This is a genomic window from Synechococcus lacustris str. Tous, from assembly GCF_003011125.1.
Taxonomy (GTDB): domain Bacteria; phylum Cyanobacteriota; class Cyanobacteriia; order PCC-6307; family Cyanobiaceae; genus Synechococcus_D; species Synechococcus_D lacustris.
Genome location: NZ_PXVC01000017.1, coordinates 23333 through 49183, shown reverse-complemented (window position 1 = coordinate 49183; position 25851 = coordinate 23333). Strand labels below are relative to the sequence as shown.

At 50.2% G+C, this 25851-nt stretch carries 23 protein-coding genes and 1 tRNA gene; 9 read left to right on the top strand and 15 right to left on the bottom strand.

The annotated features are described in order from the left end of the window. Positions 1-28: 28 nt before the first annotated feature. On the bottom strand, positions 29-1819 hold the full coding sequence (gene aspS, locus C7K08_RS05695; protein ID WP_106499676.1) for an aspartate--tRNA ligase: 1791 nt from the start codon (positions 1817-1819) through the stop codon (positions 29-31). A gap of 40 nt (positions 1820-1859) precedes the next feature. Next, complete coding sequence (gene gcvT / locus C7K08_RS05690) at positions 1860-2948, bottom strand: glycine cleavage system aminomethyltransferase GcvT (protein WP_106499675.1); 1089 nt, start codon at positions 2946-2948, stop codon at positions 1860-1862. A 148-nt stretch (positions 2949-3096) separates the two neighbouring features. Here gcvT and C7K08_RS15860 point away from each other — a divergent pair, with 148 nt between their 5' ends. Then, positions 3097-3321, top strand: a complete 225-nt coding sequence (locus tag C7K08_RS15860; RefSeq protein WP_106499674.1) for a hypothetical protein — start codon at positions 3097-3099, stop codon at positions 3319-3321. Here the strand turns inward: C7K08_RS15860 and speB are convergent. Both speB and speE read right to left on the bottom strand, forming a co-directional pair. Further along, the gene (gene speB / locus C7K08_RS05680) at positions 3318-4190 is read right to left on the bottom strand and encodes an agmatinase (RefSeq protein ID WP_106499673.1); all 873 of its coding nucleotides are present in this window, start codon (positions 4188-4190) and stop codon (positions 3318-3320) included. The genes C7K08_RS15860 and speB overlap by 4 nt on opposite strands. Beyond that, positions 4187-5035, bottom strand: a complete 849-nt coding sequence (gene speE / locus C7K08_RS05675) for a polyamine aminopropyltransferase (RefSeq protein ID WP_106499672.1) — start codon at positions 5033-5035, stop codon at positions 4187-4189. The genes speB and speE overlap by 4 nt, the downstream gene beginning before the upstream one ends. A 63-nt stretch (positions 5036-5098) precedes the next feature. On the opposite strand from speE, the gene C7K08_RS05670 reads away from it, so the two are divergent. Further along, positions 5099-5851 carry a carbonic anhydrase gene (locus C7K08_RS05670; RefSeq protein WP_106499671.1) on the top strand — a complete coding sequence of 251 codons (753 nt, stop codon included), beginning with the start codon at positions 5099-5101 and terminating at the stop codon, positions 5849-5851. On the opposite strand, the gene C7K08_RS05665 is transcribed toward C7K08_RS05670, so the two are convergent. Continuing rightward, a complete protein-coding gene (locus tag C7K08_RS05665) occupies positions 5822-6520 on the bottom strand; it encodes a hypothetical protein (RefSeq protein WP_133165162.1) in 699 nt (232 codons plus the stop codon). The genes C7K08_RS05670 and C7K08_RS05665 overlap by 30 nt on opposite strands. A 54-nt stretch (positions 6521-6574) precedes the next feature. Here C7K08_RS05665 and arfB point away from each other — a divergent pair, with 54 nt between their 5' ends. Further along, positions 6575-7000 carry an alternative ribosome rescue aminoacyl-tRNA hydrolase ArfB gene (gene arfB / locus C7K08_RS05660; protein WP_106499669.1) on the top strand — a complete coding sequence of 142 codons (426 nt, stop codon included), beginning with the start codon at positions 6575-6577 and terminating at the stop codon, positions 6998-7000. Here arfB and mazG read toward each other — a convergent pair. Together mazG and C7K08_RS05650 are read right to left on the bottom strand one after the other, a co-directional pair. Further along, positions 6979-7752: a nucleoside triphosphate pyrophosphohydrolase gene (gene mazG, locus C7K08_RS05655; RefSeq protein ID WP_106499668.1), complete on the bottom strand. Its 774-nt coding sequence runs from the start codon at positions 7750-7752 to the stop codon at positions 6979-6981. The genes arfB and mazG overlap by 22 nt on opposite strands. Positions 7753-7773: 21 nt before the next feature. Then, complete coding sequence (locus tag C7K08_RS05650) at positions 7774-8247, bottom strand: metal-binding protein (RefSeq protein ID WP_106499667.1); 474 nt, start codon at positions 8245-8247, stop codon at positions 7774-7776. A gap of 60 nt (positions 8248-8307) precedes the next feature. Here C7K08_RS05650 and C7K08_RS05645 point away from each other — a divergent pair. After that, a tRNA-Val gene (locus C7K08_RS05645) sits at positions 8308-8379 on the top strand. A 53-nt stretch (positions 8380-8432) separates the two neighbouring features. Here the strand turns inward: C7K08_RS05645 and C7K08_RS05640 are convergent. The 5 genes from C7K08_RS05640 to C7K08_RS05620 form a co-directional block, all read right to left on the bottom strand. Continuing rightward, complete coding sequence (locus C7K08_RS05640) at positions 8433-8825, bottom strand: HEPN domain-containing protein (RefSeq protein WP_241537080.1); 393 nt, start codon at positions 8823-8825, stop codon at positions 8433-8435. Further along, a complete protein-coding gene (locus C7K08_RS05635; RefSeq protein ID WP_106499665.1) occupies positions 8812-9195 on the bottom strand; it encodes a nucleotidyltransferase domain-containing protein in 384 nt (127 codons plus the stop codon). The genes C7K08_RS05640 and C7K08_RS05635 overlap by 14 nt, the downstream gene beginning before the upstream one ends. An 85-nt stretch (positions 9196-9280) precedes the next feature. Continuing rightward, positions 9281-9982 (bottom strand): hypothetical protein, encoded by a 702-nt coding sequence (locus C7K08_RS05630; protein ID WP_106499664.1) that lies wholly within the window; start codon positions 9980-9982, stop codon positions 9281-9283. 182 nt (positions 9983-10164) lie between these two features. Then, positions 10165-10425 carry a hypothetical protein gene (locus C7K08_RS05625; RefSeq protein WP_106499663.1) on the bottom strand — a complete coding sequence of 87 codons (261 nt, stop codon included), beginning with the start codon at positions 10423-10425 and terminating at the stop codon, positions 10165-10167. 20 nt (positions 10426-10445) lie between these two features. Then, a complete protein-coding gene (locus C7K08_RS05620) occupies positions 10446-11120 on the bottom strand; it encodes a response regulator transcription factor (RefSeq protein ID WP_206603816.1) in 675 nt (224 codons plus the stop codon). A 128-nt stretch (positions 11121-11248) separates the two neighbouring features. On the opposite strand from C7K08_RS05620, the gene C7K08_RS05615 reads away from it, so the two are divergent. The 4 genes from C7K08_RS05615 to C7K08_RS05600 all read left to right on the top strand — a co-directional run bounded on the left by C7K08_RS05615 (position 11249) and on the right by C7K08_RS05600 (position 15630). Next, positions 11249-13996, top strand: coding sequence for a valine--tRNA ligase (locus C7K08_RS05615; protein ID WP_106499661.1), 2748 nt, complete (start codon positions 11249-11251; stop codon positions 13994-13996). 48 nt (positions 13997-14044) lie between these two features. Next, on the top strand, positions 14045-14281 hold the full coding sequence (locus tag C7K08_RS05610) for an antitoxin (RefSeq protein WP_106499660.1): 237 nt from the start codon (positions 14045-14047) through the stop codon (positions 14279-14281). Next, positions 14282-14686, top strand: a complete 405-nt coding sequence (locus C7K08_RS05605) for a type II toxin-antitoxin system VapC family toxin (protein ID WP_106499659.1) — start codon at positions 14282-14284, stop codon at positions 14684-14686. A gap of 329 nt (positions 14687-15015) precedes the next feature. Then, entirely contained in the window at positions 15016-15630 is a 615-nt protein-coding gene (locus C7K08_RS05600) for a TVP38/TMEM64 family protein (RefSeq protein ID WP_106499705.1), read from the top strand. 164 nt (positions 15631-15794) lie between these two features. On the opposite strand, the gene C7K08_RS05595 is transcribed toward C7K08_RS05600, so the two are convergent. Then, positions 15795-17030 carry a hypothetical protein gene (locus C7K08_RS05595; RefSeq protein WP_133165161.1) on the bottom strand — a complete coding sequence of 412 codons (1236 nt, stop codon included), beginning with the start codon at positions 17028-17030 and terminating at the stop codon, positions 15795-15797. Between C7K08_RS05595 and C7K08_RS16135 the strand changes: the two genes are divergently transcribed. Beyond that, entirely contained in the window at positions 17002-17301 is a 300-nt protein-coding gene (locus C7K08_RS16135) for a hypothetical protein (RefSeq protein WP_106499657.1), read from the top strand. The two genes, C7K08_RS05595 and C7K08_RS16135, sit on opposite strands and share 29 nt — an antisense overlap. A 78-nt stretch (positions 17302-17379) precedes the next feature. On the opposite strand, the gene C7K08_RS05585 is transcribed toward C7K08_RS16135, so the two are convergent. Both C7K08_RS05585 and C7K08_RS05580 read right to left on the bottom strand, forming a co-directional pair. After that, positions 17380-22956: an ExeM/NucH family extracellular endonuclease gene (locus tag C7K08_RS05585; protein ID WP_106499656.1), complete on the bottom strand. Its 5577-nt coding sequence runs from the start codon at positions 22954-22956 to the stop codon at positions 17380-17382. A gap of 92 nt (positions 22957-23048) precedes the next feature. Continuing rightward, positions 23049-25805, bottom strand: a complete 2757-nt coding sequence (locus C7K08_RS05580) for a calcium-binding protein (RefSeq protein ID WP_193464813.1) — start codon at positions 25803-25805, stop codon at positions 23049-23051. Positions 25806-25851 lie beyond the last annotated feature (46 nt).

Here is a 25851-nt window from a genome sequence, read left to right as displayed (position 1 = left end):
AAATTCGGCGGCAGCGAAAAACTTTGCGTTAGTTATCTTCCGGTTCTACCCAGGTGCTGGCCACGTTCAATTCCGCTAATTGGGCCGTGCTGGCTGCACCTGGGGCGCCGGTGAGCAGGCAACGGGCCTGTTGGGTTTTTGGAAATGCAATCGTGTCGCGGATTGATTCTTCACCCGCCAACAGCATCACCATGCGGTCTACCCCAAAGGCGATGCCGCCATGGGGTGGTGCACCCAGCTCCAAGGCTTCAAGCAAAAAGCCAAATTGCTTTTCCGCTTCCTCAGGCTCGAGGCCAATGGTGTGGAGCACCTGCCTTTGCAATTCAGCTTTATGGATGCGCAGAGAGCCGCCACCCAATTCGAGGCCATTGAGCACTAGGTCGTAGGCCTGGGCCCTGGCGGTGGCCAGATCGTGGGCGTCCTCAGGGTTTGGCGCACAGAAGGGGTGATGGAGCGCCTCAAGCCGATTTTCTTCGCTGTTGCGCTCAAACATCGGGAAATCAACCACCCAAAGGAAATTCCAGGCCCCCTCGGGTATGAGCCCCAACTCCTTTGCCAGGTATTGGCGCACCCGATCCAGGGCTTTATTCACCGTTGCCGTGTCGCCGGCACCAAACAGCAAGAGGGTGCCAGGGGTGGCGCCAGTGCGCTTGAGCAGCTCCGCTTTGGCAGTTTCTGTGAGGTTGTCTTTGATCGCGCCGATCGTGTCGATTTCACCCCCTTCCCTAACGCGAATAAAGGCAAGGCCTCCGGCCCCTGCTTTTTGCGCCTCTGAAAACACATCACCACCGGGTTTGATCCGCACATTGCTCACCGCCTCATTGCCACCAGCAACGGCAATGCATTTCACGCTGCCCCCTGCAGCCACAGCACCGCTAAATACCTTGAAGCCCATGGTTGCCACCAGATCACTCACATTCACCAGCTCCATGCCGTAGCGGGTGTCGGGGCGGTCGCAGCCGTAGCGCTCCATCGCTTCATGCCAGGTGAGCCTCGGCAGTGGCAATGGCAAGGTCACCCCCTTCACCACCTGCCAAATCGCAGCGATCAAGCGTTCATTCAAATCAAGAATTTGCTCTTGACCCAGGAAGCTCATCTCCAGATCCAACTGGGTGAATTCCGGTTGACGGTCGGCCCTGAGATCTTCATCCCGAAAACAGCGGGCCACTTGGTAGTAGCGCTCGAGGCCACCCACCATCAGCAGTTGTTTAAACAGTTGCGGTGATTGGGGTAAAGCAAACCATTCCCCACCACATACCCGTGATGGCACTAGGTAATCGCGGGCACCCTCAGGGGTGGAACGGGTTAGCACCGGTGTTTCCACCTCGATAAAACCCTCAGCTTCCAGGAATTGACGGGCGGTTTGGATTGTTTTATGGCGCAGGGTGAGGTTGCGCCGCATCCTTTCGCGGCGCAGATCCAGGTAGCGATAACGCAGCCGTAGTTCCTCGCGGGTATTTTCTTCATCGTGCACCGACACTGGAAATGGCAGGGGCCGGCTGGGGGCGTTGAGCACCGTGAGCTGTTGGGCAAGCACTTCCACTGCCCCGGTAGCCAGCCGTTCATTCAAGGAAGCAGCTGGCCGAGCCCGCACGCAGCCCTCCACCTGCAATACGGTTTCAGAGCGCAGATGCTCTGCCACCGCAAATGCTTCTGGACCCAGATCGGGATCCACGGTGATCTGCACGGTGCCGCTGCGGTCGCGCAGGTCGATAAAGATCACCCCGCCATGGTCGCGGCGGCGATCAACCCAGCCGCAGAGCAGCACCTTGGTGTTGATGGCGTTGGTGCGCAGGTCGCCGCAGGAGTGGCTGCGCATGGCGGTTGTTCAGCGAATCGGATGATCCCATGCAGGCGGTTCAGCTGCGGCGATAGAAGGGGCGTTTCACCACCTGGGCCGGTTCCTGGCGGCCGCGGATATCAACGCTTAATTCAGTGCCCAGCTTGGCTAAGGCCGTTGGCACATAGGCCAGAGCTATCGGTAGCTCCAGGCTTGGTGCCCAGCTGCCGCTTGTGATTTCCCCCACCACCTCAGAGTTGTGCAGCACTGGATAGCCGTGGCGGGCGATGGCCCTGCCATTTAGTTGCAGCCCCACCAAGCGTTGCGCAACGCCTTGATTGGTTTGTTGCTCCAAAACTTCCCTACCGATGAAATCAATCGGCATCTCCAAATGCACCAACCAGCCAAGGCTGGCTTCAAGGGGGCTTGTGGTGCTGTTCATGTCACTGCCATAGAGATGCATGGCTGCCTCTAGGCGCAGGCTGTCGCGGGCACCAAGGCCGCAGGGGGTAACGCCAGCCTCCAGCAATTGTTGCCAGAGGGCTTGGCCCGCTGGGGCGCTCAGCAGCAGCTCAAAGCCATCCTCCCCGGTGTAGCCAGTGCGGCCTGCAAATACCGCTGAACCATTGATCTGCAATTGGCGATGGCCAAATCTGGGCAGCCCTGAGAGATCTTCACCCGAGAGCTGCTCCAGCCTTTCGGCGGCCTCAGGGCCCTGCAGGGCCAGCAAAATGCCACCAGCTTTGTGGTTGCTGATTTCGATGCCAGCAGCCAGCAGATGCTGCTCAAGCCAGGCCGTATCAGCATCGGCGCAGGCGGCATTAATTACGGCATAGAGCTGATCAACACCAGCCACCACACCGTTGTCGTAGATGATCAGGTCGTCGATGATGCCGCCCGCTTCATTTAGGAGAACGGTGTAGGCGGCTTCCCCAGGGCCAATCCGCTGCAGATCAGAGGGCACGAGCCCTTGCAATTTGTCTTTAGCGCCGGGCCCTTCGAGTTTTAAAAACCCCATGTGGGAGATATCAAACATGCCGCAGCTTTGGCGTACGGCCTTGTGTTCGGCGATTACCCCGCCAAATTGCACGGCCATCTCCCAGCCGGCAAAGGGCACCATTCGGCCGCCAGCAGCGCAACACAACTCATGGAGGGGGGTGCGATGCATCGGCTGGATTTAGTTGCATGGATTCTGCTGCCCTGGCCCCTGCAATTGCTGCGCTTTGATTCGCATTTCCGCAGGAAACCTGCAATTAAGTGCCCAAACTTTGCTACTGGATGCATCCTCCCTAGGTTGAACCGCCTAAATAGATGCCATGGCTGGCCGCAGCAGCTGCCGCAGTTGTAAACATTGCCAACCAGCTGGTGGGTTGTCTTGGTGTGCCCTGCGGCAGGTGCCGTTGCACCCTGAACTCACCGCCGACCTCAGCTGCCACCACTGGACTGCAAAAGCGCCGGAACTACCGCTTTTGCACCCAACCCACCGGGTGGGTGTTATCCCAAACGACAGCCACCAGCTGCCATTAGTTGAAATTAATTAGTAATTTCCGAGGCTTAATAACAAGCTGCGTACAACTTTTGCCGCTAGCACGCTGCTCACGCCACTGGGATCAAGCATCGGTGCCAGTTCCACCACGTCGGCGGCAACAAGGTTGTGCTGGCTTAGCTCAGTTATGAGCTCGGCAAAATGGTTCCACATAAATCCCCCCGGTTCAGGGGTACCGGTGCCGGGCAGCACCGCTGGATCAAACCAATCCAAATCCACGGTGAGGTAGATCGGCTTGCCCCTGAGGGGCTGCAGGGTTTGCACCAGCTGCTCGATTGCCACCAGTCGGCCCGTTGCACGCAGCTCGCTGAACTCCTCGCGGGTGCCACTGCGGATGGCGATCTGGAGCAATTGCTGGCTGGGCAGCACCTCCAGGCAGCGGCGCATGGCGCAGGCGTGGCTGTGCTTGGCGCCAAGCCATTCGTGGCGCAGGTCGGCATGGGCATCAAGCTGCACCAGCACCAGATCGGGGTGCTGCGCCGCCACCGCCGCCACGGCGCCAGAACTGATCGAATGTTCGCCGCCCAGCATTAGTGGTTTAAGCCCTAGGGCAAGCACCGCCTCCGTGGCCCGTTGCACCGCCATCACCACCGGCTCCGGTGCGCCGAAGGGGATATCCAGCGCGCCGAGATCGGCAAAGGCGAGATCCTCTAGATCCAGATCGAGCTGGGGGCAATAGCTTTCCAGGCCGCTGCTCACTTCGCGGATCGCCGCAGGCCCAAAGCGGGTGCCAGGGCGAAAGGAGGTGGTGCCGTCGTAGGGCACGCCAAATAGGCCCACGCGGCAGCCGGCTGGATCCCGCTGGCTGCCCATGTAGATAGCGCCATCGGTTTCAAATAATTCGTGGCTGAAGCTCGCGCTCATTGGTTTAAGGCCCTTTCCATGAAGGCTGGGATGGCATCAAAGGCGCCCCGCTGCCAGCGGGGGCTCCAGATTTCACAGCCGGCGGCAATGGCAGCAGCGCGATCGGCTTGAACTTGGCGGTAGCGGGCCCCATCGGTGGCGGCAAAGGTCCAACTCCACCAGCCACTTGGATACATCGGCACCCAGCCATACATGGGATCGGCATAACCAAATACCTCCCGCAGCAGTTTCACTGTGTCGATGTGCACCTGGCGGAAGGCTTCCGGTGATTCGCTTTGGGTGGCAAACACACCGCCTGGTTTGAGGATGCGGCGGCAATTTTCAAAAAAGGCGCGGTTGAAAAGGCCTTCGGCTGGGCCCGCTGGATCGGAACCATCAACGATCACCACGTTGTAGCTGGCATCAGCTGCAGCAGCGGCCCAGGCGATGCCATCACCAACGCTGAGCTGGAAGCGGGGATCTGTCCAACAACCTCCGCCAAGGCTGGGCAGGTGCTGCTTACTCCAATCCACCACCAAGCCATCGATTTCCACCATGTGCAGCTCCTGAACGCTTCCATGGCGCAGGCATTCCCTAGCGGTACCGCCATCACCGCCACCGATCACCAGCACCCGATCAATCGCTTCGGCGCCGCATAGGGCTGGATGCACAAGGGATTCGTGGTAGTGGCGTTCTTGACCTTCCGCTGTCATCCAGCAGCCATCAAGCAAGAGGCCCTTGCCATAGCGTTTGCTTTCAATGATCGACACCCGTTGAAAGGCGGATTGCTCCTCTGCCACCACCGTGCCCTCGAGGCCGTAGCGCACGCCATCAAATATTTCATCAATCCAGCCGGGTTCGGGCATGGGGGGATTGCATTGGTTACTAATACAGCTAAACCTTTGGCCAGGGCACTTGTCAGGTGAGCTATGGCACCAAGCCGCAGGGAACTATTGGAAAAGGCGGCCTTTTTAGGGGCGGCCTTGGGGTTTGGCCAGTGCTGGCCTGGGTTAGCCCAGGCGGCGGTTGTTGATGGTGACCTACGCGCTCAGCTTGAGGTGTGCAAACCAAGCTTGAAACCGCTGCAGCAATTAATTGCCGGCAACCAGCGATTTATGAAGGCTTGGGCGGCAGCGGGGGAAGCAGAGAGCCCAGATTTAAGGATGCAGGCCCTGCAGCTGGCCTATGGCGATGGCGGTTGCGAAATAAAACCCCAGGCATTAGCAAAAGGCCAAAGGCCATGGGCGGCGGTGCTCACCTGCGCCGATTCAAGGGTGCCGTTGGAATGGTTATTTAATACAGGTGATGGTGAATTATTCGGTGTGCGCAGCGCCGGTAATACCGCCTTTAATGAAGGTGTTGCTTCCTTGGAATATGCGGTGGCAAATCTGGATGTGCCATTGATTATGGTGCTGGGCCATAGCGGTTGTGGTGCCGTAACTGCCGCCATGGCAGATGCAATGCTAACGCCATTATTAGAGGATTTAGTTACACCGATACGGGCTTCATTTGTGCCCGGTAATAACCTCACTGAAGCGATAAAAAGCAACGCTTGTTATTCGGCAGCCCAGCTACCGAAACGCAGCGAATTGCTGCGCAAGGCGCAAACAAGTGGCAAGCTGAAAATCCAACCAGCTTACTTTGATATTGAATCAGGGCAAGTTAGTTTGCTTTTGGTATGAGTTTTGAAAATCATCCTGCAACACATAGGCAATGCCATCTGCTTTGAGTTTTGAATCTTTGTTTAGGATTTTAACTTGGTATTTCCAGCCTTGGGGAAGCTTTAAGCGATCGCCTAGGGAGTCTAGGTTGTTGATATTAAGGGAGGGATCTACGATCTGAGCATAGCTTTGCATCCGAAACACCTCTCCCGTTGGCGAGCTTAATTCATATACTTTTTTACCTTTTAAATAACCAAAAACAGTATTGCGCATAACGCTGTGGGCCTGGTATGGCTTTTGGAGGTTAATAATATCAACTAGGTTCAAGCTAATTGTTGCCCGCTCTCGCATTTGCAGGCCATTAAATTCCACTACCCTGCCGGATTCAGTTGTTTTTTCTGCCTTGATGAAATCCATTGTCCAATAGCGTGGACCATTTAATTTCACCATGAATGCATTGTATTTTTTGGCGATTTCTGTTGCATTTTGACGTGCCCATAGATCGGCGGGGCAATCATTAAGGCCAGCGGTATTAAAAACTGGAATTTGAAAATTTAGGCCGCGGCGAAAGATTGGAACAATTTCACAATATCTTGAATCCCGCAGGTTTTGGGCTGGCTTAAGAAATTGGGTTTGTTTAACGCTTGGTATTATTTGGCCAAGCAGCAGGGGCAACAGGACGGCAAGCACGCGGAATTACATCATCAAGCCCTAACATTAATTGATGCTCTACAAGATGCGGGCATGGAACTCGATCGCTTACGGCTCAGCCCGGATCTGGTGATTCCAGCGGCTGAACTCAGCTGGCGCTTTTCCAGGTCTTCGGGGCCCGGTGGCCAAAATGTAAATAAAATTGATTCCAGGGTGCAATTGAGCTTTGATCTTGCCCGTAGTGAAGCAATGCCAAGGCATTTAAAAGCAAGGGCAATGCAGCGCTTGGCCGTTGATTTGCTAGATGGGGTTGTGGTTATAACTGCTTCTGAATATCGCTCCCAATTGCGTAACCGTGAGGCAGCCATAGGGCGATTAGTTGAATTATTGCGGGCAGCAATTGCACCACCTCCACCACCAAGGCGTGCCACTCGCCCCAGCCGTGCTGCAGTGGAAAGGCGCCTGCGGGCAAAAAAGCAACGCAGTTTGATTAAAGATCAACGCTCTGCTTTGATTTGAGCTTTTGCCTGTTGCCATAGTTTTTCTAGTTCAGTGATTGAGCAGCCTTCAAGTTCACCAGCAAGGGCTGCTTCCACCCGGGAGAAACGATCAAGGAAGCGATGGTTAGTGCCACTTAAGCCAGCAGTTGGATCTAATTCACACCAGCGGGCCAGATTGATCAATGTGAAAAATACATCACCCAATTCCTCCTGGGCGTGGGCGCGATTGCCACTGGCAACAGCTTCTTTTAGCTCATCTAGTTCCTCTTCTACCTTTGCCCACACGCCATCGAGATCGGGCCATTCAAATCCGGCCGCGGCTGCTTTTTTAGAAATCAACATCGCAGCGGCCATCGCTGGCTGGCCGCGCACTTTGCGTTGTAGTTGAGCGCTTAAACCGCCATTGGTTTCACCGCGGGCTGCCCGTTCCTCTGCCTTGATTTCTTCCCAGCTGCGGGTCGGCCCCTCTGGGTTAAACACATGGGGATGGCGGCGCTGCATCTTGGCGCTGATGGTTTCAATCACCTGCCCTAAATCAAAGGCACCCCGCTCCTTAGCGATTTGGGCATGGAGCACCACCTGCAGCAATAGATCACCCAATTCATCCATCAAGGCGTTGTTATCACCGTGTTCGATCGCATCTGCCAGTTCATGGGCTTCCTCCAGGGCATAGGGCGCTAGGGAAGCATGGGTTTGTTTTAGATCCCAAGGGCAACCGCTTTCTGGATCCCGCAATTTCGCCACTACAGCAATTAATTCATCTAGGGCCATTTGTTTGGTTAGTTGGTGGAATTACCGGCGCCAGGGCAATGGATCACCATCTTGGATCAGGTGCAGCCAGGCACTTGCTTCTAGCCCCCCTAGGGCAGCAATGCACAGGCCCCGTTTAAGAAGCCAGCACTGTTGCAGTTTGATCGCTAAATGTTGTGGGGCTGGGGCACCTAAGGGCTGCAGCAACCAGCAGGCCAAAGCGATCATGCTGGCCAGGTAAAACAGCCGGCAGGCACTACCAAGAATTGGCGTGTGGGACAACCAACCTCGATGGCGCACCAGTTTTCTGTAGGGCGTCCATAGCCATGCCAGCGGTCCCCAACGGCGGCTTGGCCTGGAATTTGTATCAAGATCTGGCGATAACCAGAGGCCACCAAACCAAAAGGCAAAAGAACCCACTAAAAAACCAGCTAAACCCAGCCACAGCAAGCAGATCAAGCCATAGGGCAGGGCGAGATAATTGGTGAATTGATCGTGGCGGCGGCCTGTAGCCACATATCAAGGGGCACTTACCTCAGTGTTACGGGTCCCACGGTTTGGCACAATGGTTGGATCGCCCGGTTAGCTCAGCGGTAGAGCGCCTGCCTTACAAGCAGGATGTCGCTGGTTCGAAACCGGCACCGGGCATAAGTAGAAACATTGTTAGAAACTTGCTTCTACAGCTTCTAATCCCAATGAATTTATTGTGAGTAGCTGGCTAACTCGTCCACATGGGCAAGTAGTTCAGTGCAGAGTTGGTTCCAGGCAGTGCGATTGAGGTGTTCTAGCTCCGGGTCTTCGTCGTATCGCCACACCACAGCAAAGAGGGTGAAGCGGCTGAGTCCTAGGAATGGCTCAACAGCGGCATCCTGGTCGCGAAGCATCAAAAACAACAACCTGAGGTTGTGACTGAAAGGTGGTTGCTCAGGCGAGAGCACCAGGAGCCAGGCCTTCAAAGCTTTTTCTATTGCTTGTTGCAGATGAAAACCCCAGGTTGATTCTTCAAAAAGTGATGAATCTGCCATGGCCATTGCGGTACGCAGATCGCGGTGTGCAATGCGCAGAAAGCCGGTTGAGGTTTCAGCCGGGGCCATGCAGTGGCTCCGCCGGATCCAGCCGTCGCCCATAGCGGAAGGCCTCGGCGATCACATTGATCCCGCCATGACGACGATGCTCCACTTCGCTTGCGGAGTAAAGCAGTAGCTCGATCGGCAGGCGGTGATGGGCCAATTTCCAACCCAAGGCATCCGTTTCGTTTAAACGCGAATGGTTGGCCAACCAGGCATCCGGCACTGTTATCAGCAGATCTAGATCGGAATCGGGGCGGGCAGTGCCGCAGGCGCGGGAACCAAACAGGCGCACTTCAGCGCCGGGTATGGCTGCCTGGATCTCGGCCGCAATGGTGCGCAGCAGTGGCTCATCCACTCGGTAGTGATAGCTGTAATGGCGGGCTGAGGTGCTCATTAAAGTTAGGTTGGATTGCGCAAATGTTGAACTAGTTGTAGTTAGTTAGATTAAAGTTATCATATTCCGCGGCACCGGGCATTAATTAAAACATTGTGTCGATTGCCCTAGCAACGATAATGATAAAAATTGCGCTCATGCACAGGGTGTGAAATAAATGGGCCACCTTGAGGCGAGAACCCATTAGAGAATGCCCCTCTGCAATACCTAGGTTGATGCCTGCCACCATCGCCAAGAAAAAATAATCAAGCAGGCCAGGCTGCCAATTATTTACTGAAGATCCCATTTCTTCGGGGAAAGATATGCGATTAACCTTTGCCTGAAAATCTGTGGATAAACCTATGCTTCTGGAAGGGTAGTCGAAAAACCAATACCAAAATACAAATATAAATCCGATCATAAAATATAGCAATATACCCTCCATAAGCAAGTGATAAGACTTGATGCTTGTATTCATGGTGTCTATAAAAATAAGCAAAAGATTGTCAAGAAACTGAACGGTTGCGAGCAAACCAATTGTTCTTAATAACCTTCTGTTTAGGTTTGTGCGGCCGATGATTGCAGGAAGAATTTTTAATATGAAGTAAATCCAAAAGCCAGCGCCTGTAATCCATAGCATCCCTGAGAGAATACCCAGGTAGGGTGATACCGCACTAAAAGAAGCCTTGTGGGCAAGTTCCAGATCCACCAGGAAGCGATTATGCAGTCCAAATAAATCCAGACAAGCCGATAACATCAGCATGCCTATATATGGCGCTGTAGTGCGGATGGCTGGAACTGTGCTCATTGGTGTGTTGCCTTAGGCCTCTGAACCTGTTTCTCTCAAGAGCAGGGCACGATTTAAGGCCTGCCGAGCTGCTGCAATTACTGCCAAGCGCTAGGGAGGAGGCCCTATGGCTTGGCCAGCAAAAGGAATTTGAAGTTTTAGTGGGATCGTTAGAAACAACCCCCCAGAGTTAAAACTTTCCTTTAATCCTCAGGAAACAGCAGATCAGCTAGTTCTTCCGCATCCACTTCATAGGCGCGGGCGAGGGTGGTTTCCACCGCAGAGGTCACTTCCGATGGCAGGAAGCGCAGGGCGTTCATGGCGTCCTCGGCGATGTCTTCATTGTTGAGCTTGTCGCCCTCTGGGTTGAGCTTTTCGTCGTTTAAAACGGCTAGCACCCAGCTTTGGTATGCGTAAACCAGATCGGCAAACTCGAGATCTGGATCGTTGAGGTCTAGGGCCATTGGTGCACGGCTCGGCCTTCCTAGTGTGCCTGCAATAGGCCCATCTGTATGCCTGTAAGCACCGCATGCATGCGTCTGCTAACGCCAAGTTTCTGAAATAGCTGTTTTTGATAACCCTTGGCGGTGTTTGGGCTGATGCCTAAACGGTTTGCAATTCCTTTGGTATCAAAGCCGAGATGCAGTTCTTGCAGCACTTCTAGCTCCCTGGGCGAAAGCTTGTTCGGCTCAAACGCAGCCCTATCCCGCAGGCCTTTATCGATGTAGCAACTTCCCTGCTTAAGGCATTGCAGGGCCTGCAGCACCGTGCCTTGGCCGATGCGATCGGCGGCGCAAATTGCATCGGCGCCAGCGGCAAGGGCAAGCTGCAGCTGGAAATTACCTGGCTGGCACACCACCAGCAGGGTTTTTAGGCTGGGCTGGCTTGCTTTACAGCGTTTGATCAGTTCAATGCCATCACCTGGCAGCAATTTGTCGTGGCAAACCAAGAATTTCGGCCTGTGCAATTTCACCAAATGCACCGCTTCCGCTTCGGCGCTGCACAGCCCCTTGAGCAGTGCTTGATGGCTTGGGTTGAAGCTATGGCTGATCAATAAATTCTGATCGCCAAGGCAGAGCACCACCGACTCCCCTTTGATCAATTTAATAATTGCCTGATTGCGCTCCTGCAACAGCTCTAGGTGGGGTGTGAGATCCACTGCCAAAAAGGCGTATTTTTAACTGCTAAAAAGTGGAGATTATCAATTATTTAAGGCTGTGATTAAGGCTGGTTTCAGAAGCTGCGAACCTTGCTTTGCCACGATGGCCCCACCGCCATATTTATGCCGTGCTTGAGGACCAGTCGCCCGCTGAAGCTTTAGCCAAGATCTACGACCCGATCAGCACAGAAGCCCGTTGGCAGCAGGCCTGGGAGCAACAGGGTGCCTTCCACCCCGATCCCTTGGCCCCGGGCGAGCCCTTTGCTGTGGTGATCCCACCGCCAAACGTAACCGGCAGCCTGCACATGGGCCATGCCTTTAATACCGCCCTGATCGACACGATCGTGCGTTTTCAGCGCATGCAGGGTAAAAACGTGCTTTGCCTGCCCGGCACCGACCACGCATCAATTGCGGTGCAATCAATCCTCGAGAAGCAACTAAAAGAAGAAGGCAGCAGTAGGAAAGCGCTGGGGCGCGAGGCATTCCTCGGCCGGGCCTGGGCTTGGAAAGAGGAGAGTGGCGGCAGGATCGTTGCCCAGCTAAAGCGGCTTGGTTATTCCGTTGATTGGCAGCGCCAGCGGTTCACCCTGGATGCCCAGCTCAATCGCGCTGTTGTTGAAGCCTTTGTGCGTTTGCATCAGCAGGGTTTGATCTATCGGGGTGAATATCTGGTGAATTGGTGCCCGGCTTCCGGTTCGGCCGTTAGCGACCTAGAGGTGGAGATGAAGGAGGTGGATGGCTTCCTATGGCATTTCCGCTATCCACTCACCGGTGGCAATGGTTTCCTCGAGGTGGCCACCACCCGGCCTGAAACGCTCTTGGGTGACACGGGTGTGGCGGTGAATCCCGATGATTCCCGTTATGCCGCCCTAGTTGGCAAAACCCTCACGCTGCCCTTGGTGGGCCGGGAAATTCCAATCGTTGCCGATAGCCATGTGGATCCCGCCTTTGGCACCGGTTGCGTGAAGGTAACCCCCGCCCACGACCCCAACGACTTCGCCATCGGTAAACGCCATGGCCTGCCATTGATCACTGTGATGGCTAAAGATGGCTCCATGAATGCCGCCGCTGCTCAATTTGCGGGGCTAGATCGCTTTGAGGCCAGAAAGGCGGTGGTAGCTGCCATGGAAGCGGAGGGCTTCCTCGTGAAGGTGGAGCCCTATCGCCATGCGGTGCCCCATTCAGAGCGGGGCAAGGTGCCGGTGGAGCCGCTGCTTTCAACCCAATGGTTTGTTAAAACCGAACCATTGGCGGCCCGTTGCCGCGAGGCGTTAGCGCAAAGCAAACCCCAGTTTGTGCCGGAGCGGTGGAGCAAGGTTTACCTGGATTGGCTCACCGATATTCGCGATTGGTGCATCAGCCGCCAGCTCTGGTGGGGCCATCGCATCCCCGCCTGGTTTGTGATCAGTGAAACTGCCGGCCGGGTAAGCGATGCCACCCCCTATGTGGTGGCCCGTGATGAAACGGAGGCCCTGCAGCTGGCCATGGCTCAATACGGCGCCGATGTGCAAATCGAGCAGGATGAAGATGTGCTCGATACCTGGTTTTCCAGTGGGTTGTGGCCCTTTTCCACCCTTGGCTGGCCCGATGGCTCGGCAGCTGATTTAGCTAAGTGGTATCCCACCAGCGTGTTGGTAACCGGTTTCGACATCATCTTTTTCTGGGTGGCCCGCATGACGATGCTGGCCGCTGTTTTAAATCCCCGCGGCGCAGAAGAAGCCTGGATTCCCTTTGCTGATGTTTATATTCACGGCCTAGTGCGGGATGAACAAAACCGCAAGATGAGCAAATCAGCTGGTAATGGCATCGATCCATTGCTGTTGATTGATCGCTACGGCGCTGATGCCCTGCGTTTTGCTGTGGTGCGTGAAGTGGCGGGTGCCGGCCAAGATATCCGCCTTGATTACAACCGCAAAACCGACAGTTCCGCCACGGTGGAAGGGGCCCGTAATTTCGCCAATAAGTTGTGGAATGCCACGCGCTTTGCCCTGCTAAACCTCGGTGGTGAAACGCCGCAAAGCCTTGGTGTGCCTGATCCAGCCCAGCTGCAACTTGCCGATCGTTGGATCCTGGCGCGGCTAGCGCGGGTAAATCAAGAAACAGCCCAGCGCTATGGCAGCTACGCCCTCGGTGAAGCGGCCAAGGGTTTGTATGAATTCGCTTGGAATGAGGTGTGTGATTGGACGATCGAATTGCTTAAGAGGCGCCTGCAGGATCCAGCCCAGCAGCGCACTGCCCGCCAGGTGTTGGCAAAGGTATTAACTGAATTATTTGTTATGTTGCATCCATTAATGCCCCATCTCACAGAGGAATTGTGGCATGGATTAACTGGATTTCCAGAGCAAAAACTACTGGCTTTGGAGCCATGGCCAGCGCTTGATCTGCAGGCGATAGATCTTGAATTGGAAGATAATTTTGCTGAAATGATCGAATTAGTAAGAGTTGCTCGCAACCTAAGGGCCACAGGCGGAATGAAACCAGCGCAAAAAGTATCAAGGCTAGTAATAACTAGTGCTCGGCCTGAGTTGCTAAAAGTGCTTAAATTAGCAATACCAGATTTAGCTGTATTAATAAAAGTAGAATTGGTGGAAATCAGCACTGAAATGCCTGAAATGCCTCGTTCGTTAATGGGTATTAGTGGTACATCTCAGGTGCAGTTGCAATTGCCAGAGCAAGATCTTGATGCTTTACGCAGCCGCTTGGAGAAAGATTTAGCAAAAGCAGAAAAAGATATCGCCGGTTTAGCCAGCCGCCTTGCGAATCCAAATTTTGCTGATAAGGCACCAGCAGATGTGGTGCTTGAGTGCCGTGCAAACTTAAGGGAGGCAGAAGCCCAGGCTGATCTGGCGCGCAAAAGTTTAGGAGATTTGGGATAATTAGCTCTAGGATGTACTCATACATCCAAACGGCTTTTTGCGCGTTCAATGGCTATCACCAGGCTTTTCCGAAACGGTAATTCCCAGGCTGTGCGCATTCCGGCTGAGTATGCCTTTGCCCGCAGTGATTTGGAGCTGGAGATTGATCGAGTGGGAGATGAACTGCGCATTCGCCCAGCCGGCCGGCCAATTTGCGGTGCCCTAGCTGCGCTTGCCCAGTTTTCGCCTAATTTCATGGTTGCTGGCCGCGGTGAACAGGAGCAAGCTGATCGAGAGGTTTTTTAATTGCGGCCCAAATACCTTCTTGATACCAATATCTGTATCTATCTGATGAAGCATCAACCTCCTCAGGTACTTAATCGCTTTTCTCGTTGCCGTGTCGGGGAGCTGTTGATTTCAGCGATCACACTGGCGGAGCTGGAGTTTGGGGTAATCGCTTCTGGAACTGAGCGCGCCCGCAATCGGGAGGCACTAGACCTTTTTCTTGTGGATGTGCCTGTACGCGCGTTTGATGGATTAGCTGCCGCCGCTTATGCGCCAGTTCGATGGGAAACGCGGCTGCGCCGCCGTGATTTGCTCGATAAGTTAATAGCCGCGCATGCTATAGCGTTGGAGGTAATTCTTGTAACTAATAACCCTGGAGATTTTCAAGCCTATTCGCAATTGCAAATTGAAAATTGGGTTGCGTAATTTATATCAATTGGAATTAGCTATTTTGTTCTTCCTCCTGGCGCAAAAGCTATCAAAGTGCAGTAGGGTTTAAAAATGGCAAGTTTTATCGTCCCCCGGCAACAAGCGCCTTCAGTGGTAGATGTAACTGAGCTGCTGGCTAGGTAAAAGGTGCAGCTGTTCACTGAATTTGTAATCGCTATTAAGCTTGGTTGCCATTACATACTGTTCAAATACTTATTCAAAGGGTTCAAAGCCTTCGGCATTGCTAGCTGCTTTCTGCATGGTTGTTTATGGAATCAGTTCCCTACGCACCATGGCATAAACACCCCGATTGCGTATTGTTAATCATGGATGATTCATCTTCCTGGCTTAGCCAGGTGCTGCCCTTGCTGCAATCCCCCTTGGGAGCGGTTTTATTTATACCCCTTTATGCGGTTTGGGTAACGCTGTTGTTGCCTGGGGTGTGGGCTTCGATGTTGGCGGGTGCCCTTTATGGGCCATGGTGGGGCAGTTTGGTGGTGTTTATCGGTGCTTGCCTTGGGGCGGAGGCGGCCTTCCTGCTGGGGCGCCATTGGCTGCGGGATTGGGCCCGCCGCCGTTTAGCAGCAGTGCCTAAATTGCAATCGCTTGAACAAGCTGTAAGTAAAGAGGGTTTGAAATTAGTTTTATTAACTAGGTTGTCTCCTGCATTTCCATTCAGTTTACTTAATTTTGCCTATGGCTTAAGTGAGGTGAGCTTGAGGGATTACAGCATTGGTTTAATTGGTATTTTGCCAGGCACAATTTTATTTTGTGGCCTCGGCGCATTAGCCGGTGATGTGGCCCGTTTTGGTGAGGTGCTCTCCGGCAGGGCAGATCCACTCAGCTGGGCCGTGAGGATTATCGGTTTATTTGCAACCCTTGCAAGTGTTTGGTTTGTTGGCAAGGCTGCCCAAAGGGTATTAAATAACAATAATTCATAGCTGATCCTGAGTTAGGCGTAAGTCCCTTATCGCTGCAATCAACACAAACCAGCTAAGCCGCAAACGCGCAGCTATCCCTTTACGGCTAGCTAGTTCTATATATTTTGATCTGCCGCATTCGGTTTTAATCCAACTGAACACAATAGGTTCAATTTCTTTATGCATTAAGCAGTAGCCAGTTTAAAGTTGAAGCTTACAATCATATCATCATAGTCGAGGTCGAAACCGCCTTTAACGTCCTCCAGGCCAAAGGAATTGCTGCCAAGGGCTCGGAAATGGTTAATTCCGTCGCTATTAGCTTTGCCAAAGGCAAAGAAAGTTTCACCGATGTTAGCAACAGTTGCGTATGGAGCTAGTAAACCAGCATCACTGAATGTTGTGAGGTTTGTGGTGGTATTCCCACCATTTGCTGCGGTTAAGGAGCCAAAGTTACTGAAAATATTGTTTGAACTTAGCGCTGCAGTTCTATAATTAGCGTCTCCTGGCTGGAGTATTGCCCCAAGACTATCCCTTACTGCCCCGCCAGCATTCTCAATTTTGTAGAAGCCAATAGTTGAGTTATAACTTGCTTCTCGTGCCACGGTTACAGAACCTGTTAGAGAAGTGCCAGATAATGAACTGAAATCAAGAATAGGTGATTCTTGTACGTCTGTAGAAATCAAGTCGCCAATGGATAGAGAAGAATTAATTAAATCAATCTTGAGAGTATTTCCACCACTGGTTGCATTGGTGGTTGTAGCACTGCCGTTGAGTGTAAGTGTACGGAAATTAGTGCCAAATTCTCTAACACTAGAAGCTTGTCCCATTAGTTTGTCTAGGGTTGAATCAACCACTTCAAAGAACACAAGTTTCTGCCCGTTGATAATGCTTATGTCTCTACTTAAATTAATATTCGCCAGAGAAGGCACATCGCCAGATTCTAAATTAGCAAATAAAATATTAGCCCTATCTTTAAGAATGTTATATGTAATAGTTGTATCTTCAGAGTTGCTGAATGCAACATAGCCAAGTTGGTTAACGCTGTTTGCCCGGCTTGTGATTGATGATCTTAATACAACCGCGGCTGGAGAAACTTTGTCATTCGGATCCTCCACTGAGAGAATTGAGCCTTTGCTAGTTAGAATAGGTGCAAGCTCAACAACACCTGCAGTGGAGGGGTCTTCAATAATTCCAACTGCCGGATTCTTATCGCCATAACCATTATCTATGAATTTAAGGCGCACAGTTTCCGCACCATCTTTGCCATCAAGATCGAAGAATTGGGCACCTGCTTTTTTTATTGGATCATAGGTGAATGCTTTTGCAACAGGATCGGCACCTTCACCAGGGGTATCAAAAGTAAAGTATGCAAGGCGCTTATTAGTAGGAGTCATGCCATCAAGCATCGGTGCCAAATCCATTGCAACGACCGCAGTATTTTTGGAAGCACTGGATTCATTAGGTTTAATATCAAAATTGACACTTGTTTTGCCGATATCTAATTTTGCAGGTTTATCCGTGAATGTTGGGCTTATAGAGGCGCGAGCAATTTTTGGAACAGAATCTAGGTTGCCAGAACTTGCTCGCATTACCGGGTTAATTAGTTTACCTTCGGTTGTTATATATTCTATTGGAGTTGATTCTGATAAAGATAATTTAAATGTGAATGGATTTATTGATTTACCATCATAAACTGCGAGTTCAGTTTGCAGCTTATCTAAATCGCTTTGGGTAATCCCTGCTGGAGTGGCAAATGTGAGAATATTTCCTTTAACTGTTTACGGCTAAACCATCGATAAATGCCTGATCAGTTCCAAAACTAAAATCTGAGATAGTTACAGGGGGCTTTCCTTCTTGGAAAGAGGAGGAATCAATGTAGAACTTATCAGTTGTTATATCACTTAACGCAGTGTAAGGGTTGGTGCCATATTTTTCATGATTTCCAAATAAACTGCCGCCAATAATCCAATCGCTAGATTGTTTTAGGTAGAAGTTGTCAATACCTTTTCCACCTATAAGGGTGTTATTGCCAAGGCTGTCGGTGGTAAATAGCTCATCGTTTCCTTCGTGGGCATCTATCAATGAGCCGATGCCTGTAAAAATCCGATCCGCGCCCGTTGAGCCAACAACTGATACATCAGCAAGTTGAACGCCGCTGCGGGGGCTTGCGGCATAACTTGCAGGGTCGAGGAGGAATTGTGCTCCTTTTGAATCAACAGCAATGCCGTTAACTAAATCAAGTTCTTGCCAGGTAGGTAACCAGCTAATAGTTTTTGGCGCAGAATTTAAGGCAATATTTAGTTTGGCATCTGCTACAACAGTTTCTGTAGCCCCATCCGTGAATACGAATGTGCCAACTGCAGCAGCTGGGCTCACTGTGAGATCTAGGTAGCCCCTACGATTTAGATCGGCGTATTTCAAGCCGTTTACATAGCCTGTGAAAACACCATCTAAACCATCAACTGCAGGATACTTGGCCCTGATGTAAGCATCTGCTCCAGGTAGATATTTTTCAAGGCCAGGTGATGTAACACCCTGGGTGGCAAATTCAACACCAACTACTGTTCCTGCTGGTTTATTGCCAGAGGGTGCGGCTGTAAAAGTATCTAAAACGCCAGCCCAAGCATTATGGGTATCTCCTGCCAAGCTTATTAACTTTTTGCCGAGCGCAAGGGCACTTTGGAGAATTGTTTCCCTCTCAACTCCATAACCATCCCAAGCATCGAGGTTATAAGGAATCTTTGCCGCTTCTGCAAACAATGCTTGCTCAGCTGCGGGTAGGTTTGCAAAGGCTGTGCCAGTGGCAAGTTTTTGGAGCGGTGCTGCATATTTATCTAACAGGGCTGGATTTCCTGCATCAAGTAATAATTCTGCTGGTACGGCCATTGATTGCATTAGTACCTGCTGGCCAAGTATTTGCCAAGGAGCTTTTGAAGTTGCAAGTTGAGTTTGCAACCAGGCTAATTGTGTATCTCCAATTAAATCTCTCTCTGGATCACCTAATGCTTTCTGAACTGCAGCAAAAACTAGCTCTTGCGTAACAGGTTGCGCAAGAGCTGCGCCGAAGGTTGGAACATCTGCTGCAGATTTAGGAGCGGTTAATTTATAATTTGTTGCATAGGTTGCAGTGAGCGTTGGATCTGCGAGGATAGCTCCAATTCGGGCTTGTACAGCAGCAGCATCGGGATATTTAAGCTGTTCATCTCTTGCGGTAAGCCTTGTTTCAAGGATGTGTAAAGACAACACATCTCCAAAGTTAAAGCTCCGATAGCCTTGGCTAAGTGGTGATAGTGCAGTAGCTCCATCACTTGCCTGGCGTAAGCCAGGCTCGCGAATAGGTAACCATTCATGGTAGGCCTTGAGAGCAGCATCACGCCTGGTTTGCCATTCCCCTTCGGTTTCTGTTTGGTGATTTTGAGCTCCACCAGCCCAACTATCATTTGCGTTTTCGTGATCGTCCCAAATTGCAATTAATGGCGCAGAAGAACGCAATTTTTGTAGATTTAAATCACTGTGATATTGGGCATAACGTAAACGGTAATCTTCTAGGCTTACTATTTCCCGATTTGGTTCAAAACCACGGCTAGTTGCTGCGGATTCAGCTGCTCCATAACCGCCGGCACCGTATTCATAGATATAGTCGCCTAGATGTAAAAGGGCATCATAGGGAGTTTTTTCATGTTCAGAAGCTGCACGCCCGTATGCTGAGAATTGCTCAGCTGCGGTGAAATTTGCACATGAGAATACGGCTAATCTAACTGGATCGGAACCAACAGGTAGTGTTTTGGTTTTTCCAATTTCAGAGATTAAATCACCACTACGGAAGCGATAGAAATAATTGGTATCTGCGCTGAGGCCATCAGCCTCAACTTTCACTGTCCAATCGCGGGCGGCGCTTGTGCTGAATACTCCACTATCAACTATTGATCCAGCACTAAAGCTAGCTGATTTAGATATCTCCCACTGAACATCTATAAGGCCAGCGAAATCTTTGGCTGCTGAAATGCGGCTCCAAAGGATAACAGAATTGGTATATGGGTCGCCAGAAGCAACGCCGTGATTGAATTTGAGCCCTGTAGGTAAAGCGCGGCCCAGATCTAAATCCAGGATTACAGGATCATGATCTGAGGTGCGATAGGGATCAACCGCATAGAAATCGCGAACAGTTGCGTTGCCATTGCTGTTGGTATCTCGGTTGTAATCGCGGAAAGCACCCTCAGCTGAATTTATATTCCAATCATCTGCCTTGATTGCCTGTTTAACTAATGGAGCAGATATCATCATATGATCCAAGGCCCCACTCATATCAACAGGGTTATAAAAGGCGTAGCTTGAGGCGGGTTCAGCCGTAAATGATGGCAATGCATTTCGATAACCAGCTGCTTCAAAAACCTTGATTGGATCTTCTTTTGCATAGGCATTAATATCGCCCAGGATTATCCAATCAGCATCGCTATTACCCGTTGGTTTGGTGGAGATCCAATCAAGTAGTTTTTTGGCTGCAGCAGTGCGGGTTGCATTAAAGGCAGCTTGGCCATCTTTTTGATCCACATCAAGCCCCGTATCTCCCCCTGCACCTTTTGATTTGAGATGATTTACTACTACGTTAACAACTTCGCCAGTGGCTGTTTCGCTAAATGCTTGAGCTAGAGCTGGACGATTTTTAGATACGCCACTTGAGAGTGGATCAGTAAAGCTTGAATCGGATAAGATCGCTTTGCCATTTGTAGACGGTGTAACAACTTTATTGTTGTATACTATACCAACTTTTATTGCATCTGTTCCAATTGTTCCCGTGGGTATAAAGCTATAGTTGGCTGTGGATCCGCTGGCTTGGGACGCATTGAGGCGATCAACAATTGTTTTCAGGGTTTTATCATCTGAATCGTTTTCCAACTCCATTAAACCAATAATATCTGCTTTTAAGCCATTAAGTGCAACCGTAAGTTTGTTGAGTTGCCGTTCTAACTCTTCAGCTGTGTTTGCACCTCTAGGAGCTAGCCCCGTGTTCCCCACTAGGGCTCCGGTTGTATTTAGTGTGCTAAATGTATTTAATACATTAAAACTTGCGATCCTTACTTCTCCAGTTTTTGCTGCAATTGGAGCTGCTGGTCTTGGGTTTTCTGTTGTAAATGAAAGTGTTGTAGTTGGTTGCAGGCGGTACTTATCAAAACCGTAGCTAATGATTCCCTCTACGGCTTTAATACTATCTCCGCGTCGCAGTAATTGATCGCGTACTGGTGCGGCAGGTGTTGCTGCAGATGCGGCTCGATAGCTACTGTTGCTGCCATCATCTAAAACTAATTCAAGCTTAGCTGTAGCCAGCTCTGCTGCATAAGCAGCTGCACCAGGTGCCATCACATTAGTGGGTTGCTGGGGTAAACCACCAGCGCTTAATTCAATTTCGCCAAAACGGAATTGACCATATAAGCCATTAACAGTTAATTTCTCGGGAAAGCGTACCCACATGCCCTCGAAGGGCTCTAGATCAAGGCTATTATTGCGTTGAGCTAGTAGGTTGGGAACATCTACACGCTGTGTGTCAACTAAGCGCGCTTGGGAGTCTACTTTTAGAGCATTAACAGTGGTAATAGCGGTTTGATTAAAGAGTTCACCAACAGTTCCAGTGAGAATTACACGATCACCAATTACCACATTAGCGTTGGTGCCTGAGAGCGGGTAGGCTACATAAATACCTTCAGAAGTTAAGGAACTAGTATCCCAATCACTAATCTCTTCTTGAAGGAAGAAGCCACCTAGTTCGCTTGTTAATTGGAAATCACCAACTACTATAGCGCTAATTGTAACACTTTGATTCAGTAGTGGTGTAGCAGTTGAGTTGCCCTGAATTTCAGAAATCTTGCTAATTCTGTCGTTGTCAATGATTGCTACTGTTGCGTTGCCAGCTGTTTCTGAAATACTGTATGTGTTAGCAGCTTTAATTTCAACTATTAGATTTTCAGTGGCTTCACTGACGGCATCATCTAATGCTTCAATAGCTAAATCAATACTTGCTGCACCGGCAGGAATTGTTAGCGATGCGGGCAATGGAGTTTTTAGATCGGCATTTGTGGCTAGCGCATCTCCACCGCGCAAGCTCAATTGCACTTCTAATGCAGAGGTGGTTGAACCAGTGCGGCTGATTCGTAGGCTGGCGGCATCGCCAAATTCACCGGAAGAGGCATCAGTTGCAATTATTGAAATAACTGGAAGTGATGCGGGAGCATCGCTTAGTTGTAGGTCAAAAGAGTAGTCTGTAGATGCGCCAATTTGCTGTATCCATAAACTGTAATTGCCAGCAGTTAATGGTCCACCAAACTTCGAAATTAAATCCTCGCCAACTTTGGCAGTTGCTGCTTCCGAGGCAGTTCCGAAATGACTATAGCCCTTTAGTGGAGTTGCGTTTGATGCAGACGCTGTTATTTCTTTACCAGATTGTAGACCTATAAATGCTTTGCTATCTGTGGAAGTGTATGATGCTAATTTAATAGAAGACAGTATTTGGTTTGCGGGGACCTCAAAAGTTACATAGTCTGCTACGTCTGATGTGCCTGTAACGTTGTTTGAAATAGATGTTTTAAATGCTGCGGCTGACCCGTTGAGTGAAATTACGGTTGGCTTAAGTGGATCATTTGAATAATCCGCACTTGCAGGAGGTGTAGGCGTAGGAGTTGTTGAAGTTGTTATGCTTACATCGTCAATAGCTAAGCCGTGATCACTGCCGAAATCATTATTATCTATCCAGCGCAGCCAAAGGTTAGATCCTGGGGTCCAGGGGGTTGCTGTTAGATCGAGGTTACCACCAAGGCTTGATATTTTACCTGCATTATTGCCATCAACGGCCGCTGCTGCTGTGGTGGCAATGGGAGATGTGAAGTTTTTAAATGAACTTGCTGGTTTGTTCCAAGTTGTTACGTCACTAAAATTAGTGCCATAGCCATATTCCATCAACATACTTTGTGTTTCTGCGTTACCACCGTTTCGCCACTGTTCACCACTGAAGCCAATAGTTAGAGAACTGATATTGAAACTACTTTGATTTTTAAGTGAAAGAGCTATCCAGCCGGCTACCGCCGCTGATAATGGTCCACCAAAGTAAGTACCCCCTGAAGCTAAACCGCCTAAAGCACGTTCGCTACTGCCTGTTGACCCAAAGCTATAAAAACTTCCGCTGCTAATGGCACCTGTGTCGGCGTTATATGCAGTAATCGCAACGGGGGTGCTTGCTGGTTGACGAAATAAATGCCAACCAGGAATGGTTGTATCATTTTCCCATGCATTAAGTGTTCCACTTGCAGCCAAGCTATTGAAATCTTGGCTATAGCTGGTGCTAAACAGTGCAGGCATGGTTAAACTTGGTGATTGATGGTAAATTACTAAATTATAAAAATCCCCCCTGATAAGGGGGGAATATCAGCCAATTAATGGATGGTGCTTAATTAGAAGGCAAAGTTATTGGTGTTGTTCAGTGCGCTTGCACTGGTGTTGCTGAAATGTCCAACGGCGGTGCTGGCGATGGTTAGGAGGGTATCGCTGCCGGCTTGAGTGAAACTCAAATCAGCAAAGCTATATCCGCGCAGGCCAACTTTATCTTCGCCTGGGGTGAAATCCATCACGAATTGTTTGGCAGCGGGCAGGTCTTTAGAACCACTCACTAGCCAGAACTGATCAACGCCGGCACCACCATTGAGGTAGTTGGTGCCAGCTTCACCACCAACGTTGAAAACATCGTTGCCGTCGCCGCCTAGGGCACGATTGCCTGAGCTGCCAAGGTAGAAGTTGTCGTTTCCTGTGCCGCCGCTTAAGCGGTTTCCATTGCCACCATTGGCATAAAGTTCGTCGTTTCCACTGCCACCAGTGATTACGTCGCGTGTTCCGGCAAAAATAGTATCTACGCCAGAGCCAGAGAATATTTTATTTTCAAAACCACGGTTGGCTGCGATTTCAACCTCGTCGTTTCCTGCTCCTGTGATAATTGTATTCATTATCATTGCTGCACCTTTGCTTGCATCTGCTACCAGCAGTTTGTCGTCGCCTGTGGTCCCCAACACTGGTTTAGGAGCCACATTGGGAAGATCCAAACTGAATTGGAATATTTGACCGCCATAATCTGCCTTCTGTGCAGCTACTTGGCCACCTGATTCACCCGGTTGTTGAACTACACCAATGAATAGGTGTTCTGATAATGGGCGAGATTGTTCAACAATTTGAGCGCCTCCCCCTTTTAGTTCTTCAGTGGAATAAAAACTACCATTGTCTTTACGGGCAACAAGTGCAGTTACGTCCCATGAGCCAGAAAATTCAGCTCCTCTGGCGGATTGATAGGTTCCTTCCATTGCCGCAACTTTATCTGTTGCGCGAGGGTTTTTTGAGCCACCAGCTTGAGCGATAAAATAGCCAGTGCCATCAGGCGTAACATTTAACGTGGTGGGATTAACTACGAGGGCAATCTTTCTCTCTCCATAGGCATTTCCGGAATCTTCATCAAGAATTAGAACATCGCCATCTGATGATTTGGTCCAGAGTAATCCGTCTGGTGCTACCAATTGAGCTTTGTTTGCACCCACATGAATTGAAGCTGTTTTTGCTCCTGTTGGATTAACTGTTGCGTCAAAGTGAGCCACACCTTTGCCACCCACATCAACATTCAGGGCGCCATCAACTCCAGCGAGTGCACGAGTAACTTTGGCAGATAAATAGTCGGGTAACTTATTGTTGTCTTTGTCGTTATTAGTTAAGTTTAAATCTGCAAGGATTGAGCTTGTGAAATCAATTGCTAATAAACCACCCGTTGCGGTGTGATTTTGAAAGTAGCGTGATTTAGTGATATCTGGATCGGCCGCTGGATGCTCAACTTTCGTGTCGCTATTAAAATACGTATAACCAGTGGGCTGAAGATTTGCCTCGGCTGTTGTTCCACCAGTAGGGATATCCCCATCTTTCTGCCAAAGTAAAATTTCAGTGTCTTTTACAGCTTCTGGAGTGTCAAATCCATTCCAACGAAAGTTAGTTGGGTAGAAGCGGGCATCAAAATTTGCTGGTGCTGCTTTGTTGGTGAGATATGCATCAAGCATCTTGGCATCTGCATCAACAGTTGTGATGCCAAGTGTTTGATAGGTGACAGCGCTTGCTGCCATGCCATAAAGTTGCCCGTAAAGCAAACCATTATTAGCTAGAAATTTATCCCTTGGATTAGCAGAATCAGTAATTGCATTACCTGCTGCATCTAAACCCTTGCGGCCAACATAAACTTTAAGAGGAGCAACCTGCATATCGTGGTTGTATCCTGAGGCAACAATTACTACGAAATCTTTATTGCCAGGATTTATTGGCATTAATTTTTCATAGCCTGCTTGGCCTAGGGCCGGTGCCGTGTAGGCAACACCGTTTTTAACATCCACAACCATGGAAGCAAGGCCCATGGTGCCATTGGCTACGTCGGTACCAGTTAAGGGGCCAGTGCCATCAGGATCTGCAAACATACTTCTGCCGATATTCCATTCTTCTCCCATTAGCCAAATATCATCTTTGAAGCCAATTTCAGTGCCGTATTTATTAGCTGGTTCGTACCAAGATCCACAGAATGAATGGAAGAAGAAATCGCCTTCAGTTAGGCGCATGTCTTTAACAGCAGCCGTTGTGCCGCTTGCAGGGCTACCTGCAATAAATTCAACTAATGTGCCATCGGGATTGGTTTGGTTTCCCCATTTAGCAGCTAAATCAGTTTTGGTAGTATTTTTCTTGACAACTTCTTGGCCAAATACGTTATAAACTTTATTGAAAAGATTGCCCGATGTTTTAAACATTTCGCTCGCTGAGGAGCCGTTGTCTAGAAAATCTGCAAATTTTGCCCGATCGTAATCAATTGTATGAATATGTGATCCGGTAAATTTAACACCGTTGCTCATTTCCCAGCCATATGTTTGATTCGACATCGTTGCATATGATTCACTCTGATATGCAACACGAACTGTGTCGTTATCTTTTAGCCAGGCTGCATTGCCGTCTGGGTAGCCGGTTAAAGCTTTTTTAGTTACTGGATCAATTTCACCAACAGTAGCTAATGTTTTGAATTTTGCATAGGGAAACGCCGTATCGCCACTCTTGCCATCAATACGCTCAAAGGCATCATTGGCAGTGCTTGCCTCAGGAATTAGGGCTGTTACTTGACCGATTGTCTTTGGAGTGGTGCTCATGGGAAAGAAAGATGATGGATAAGAACTAGTTAAGTTTTAACCTCTC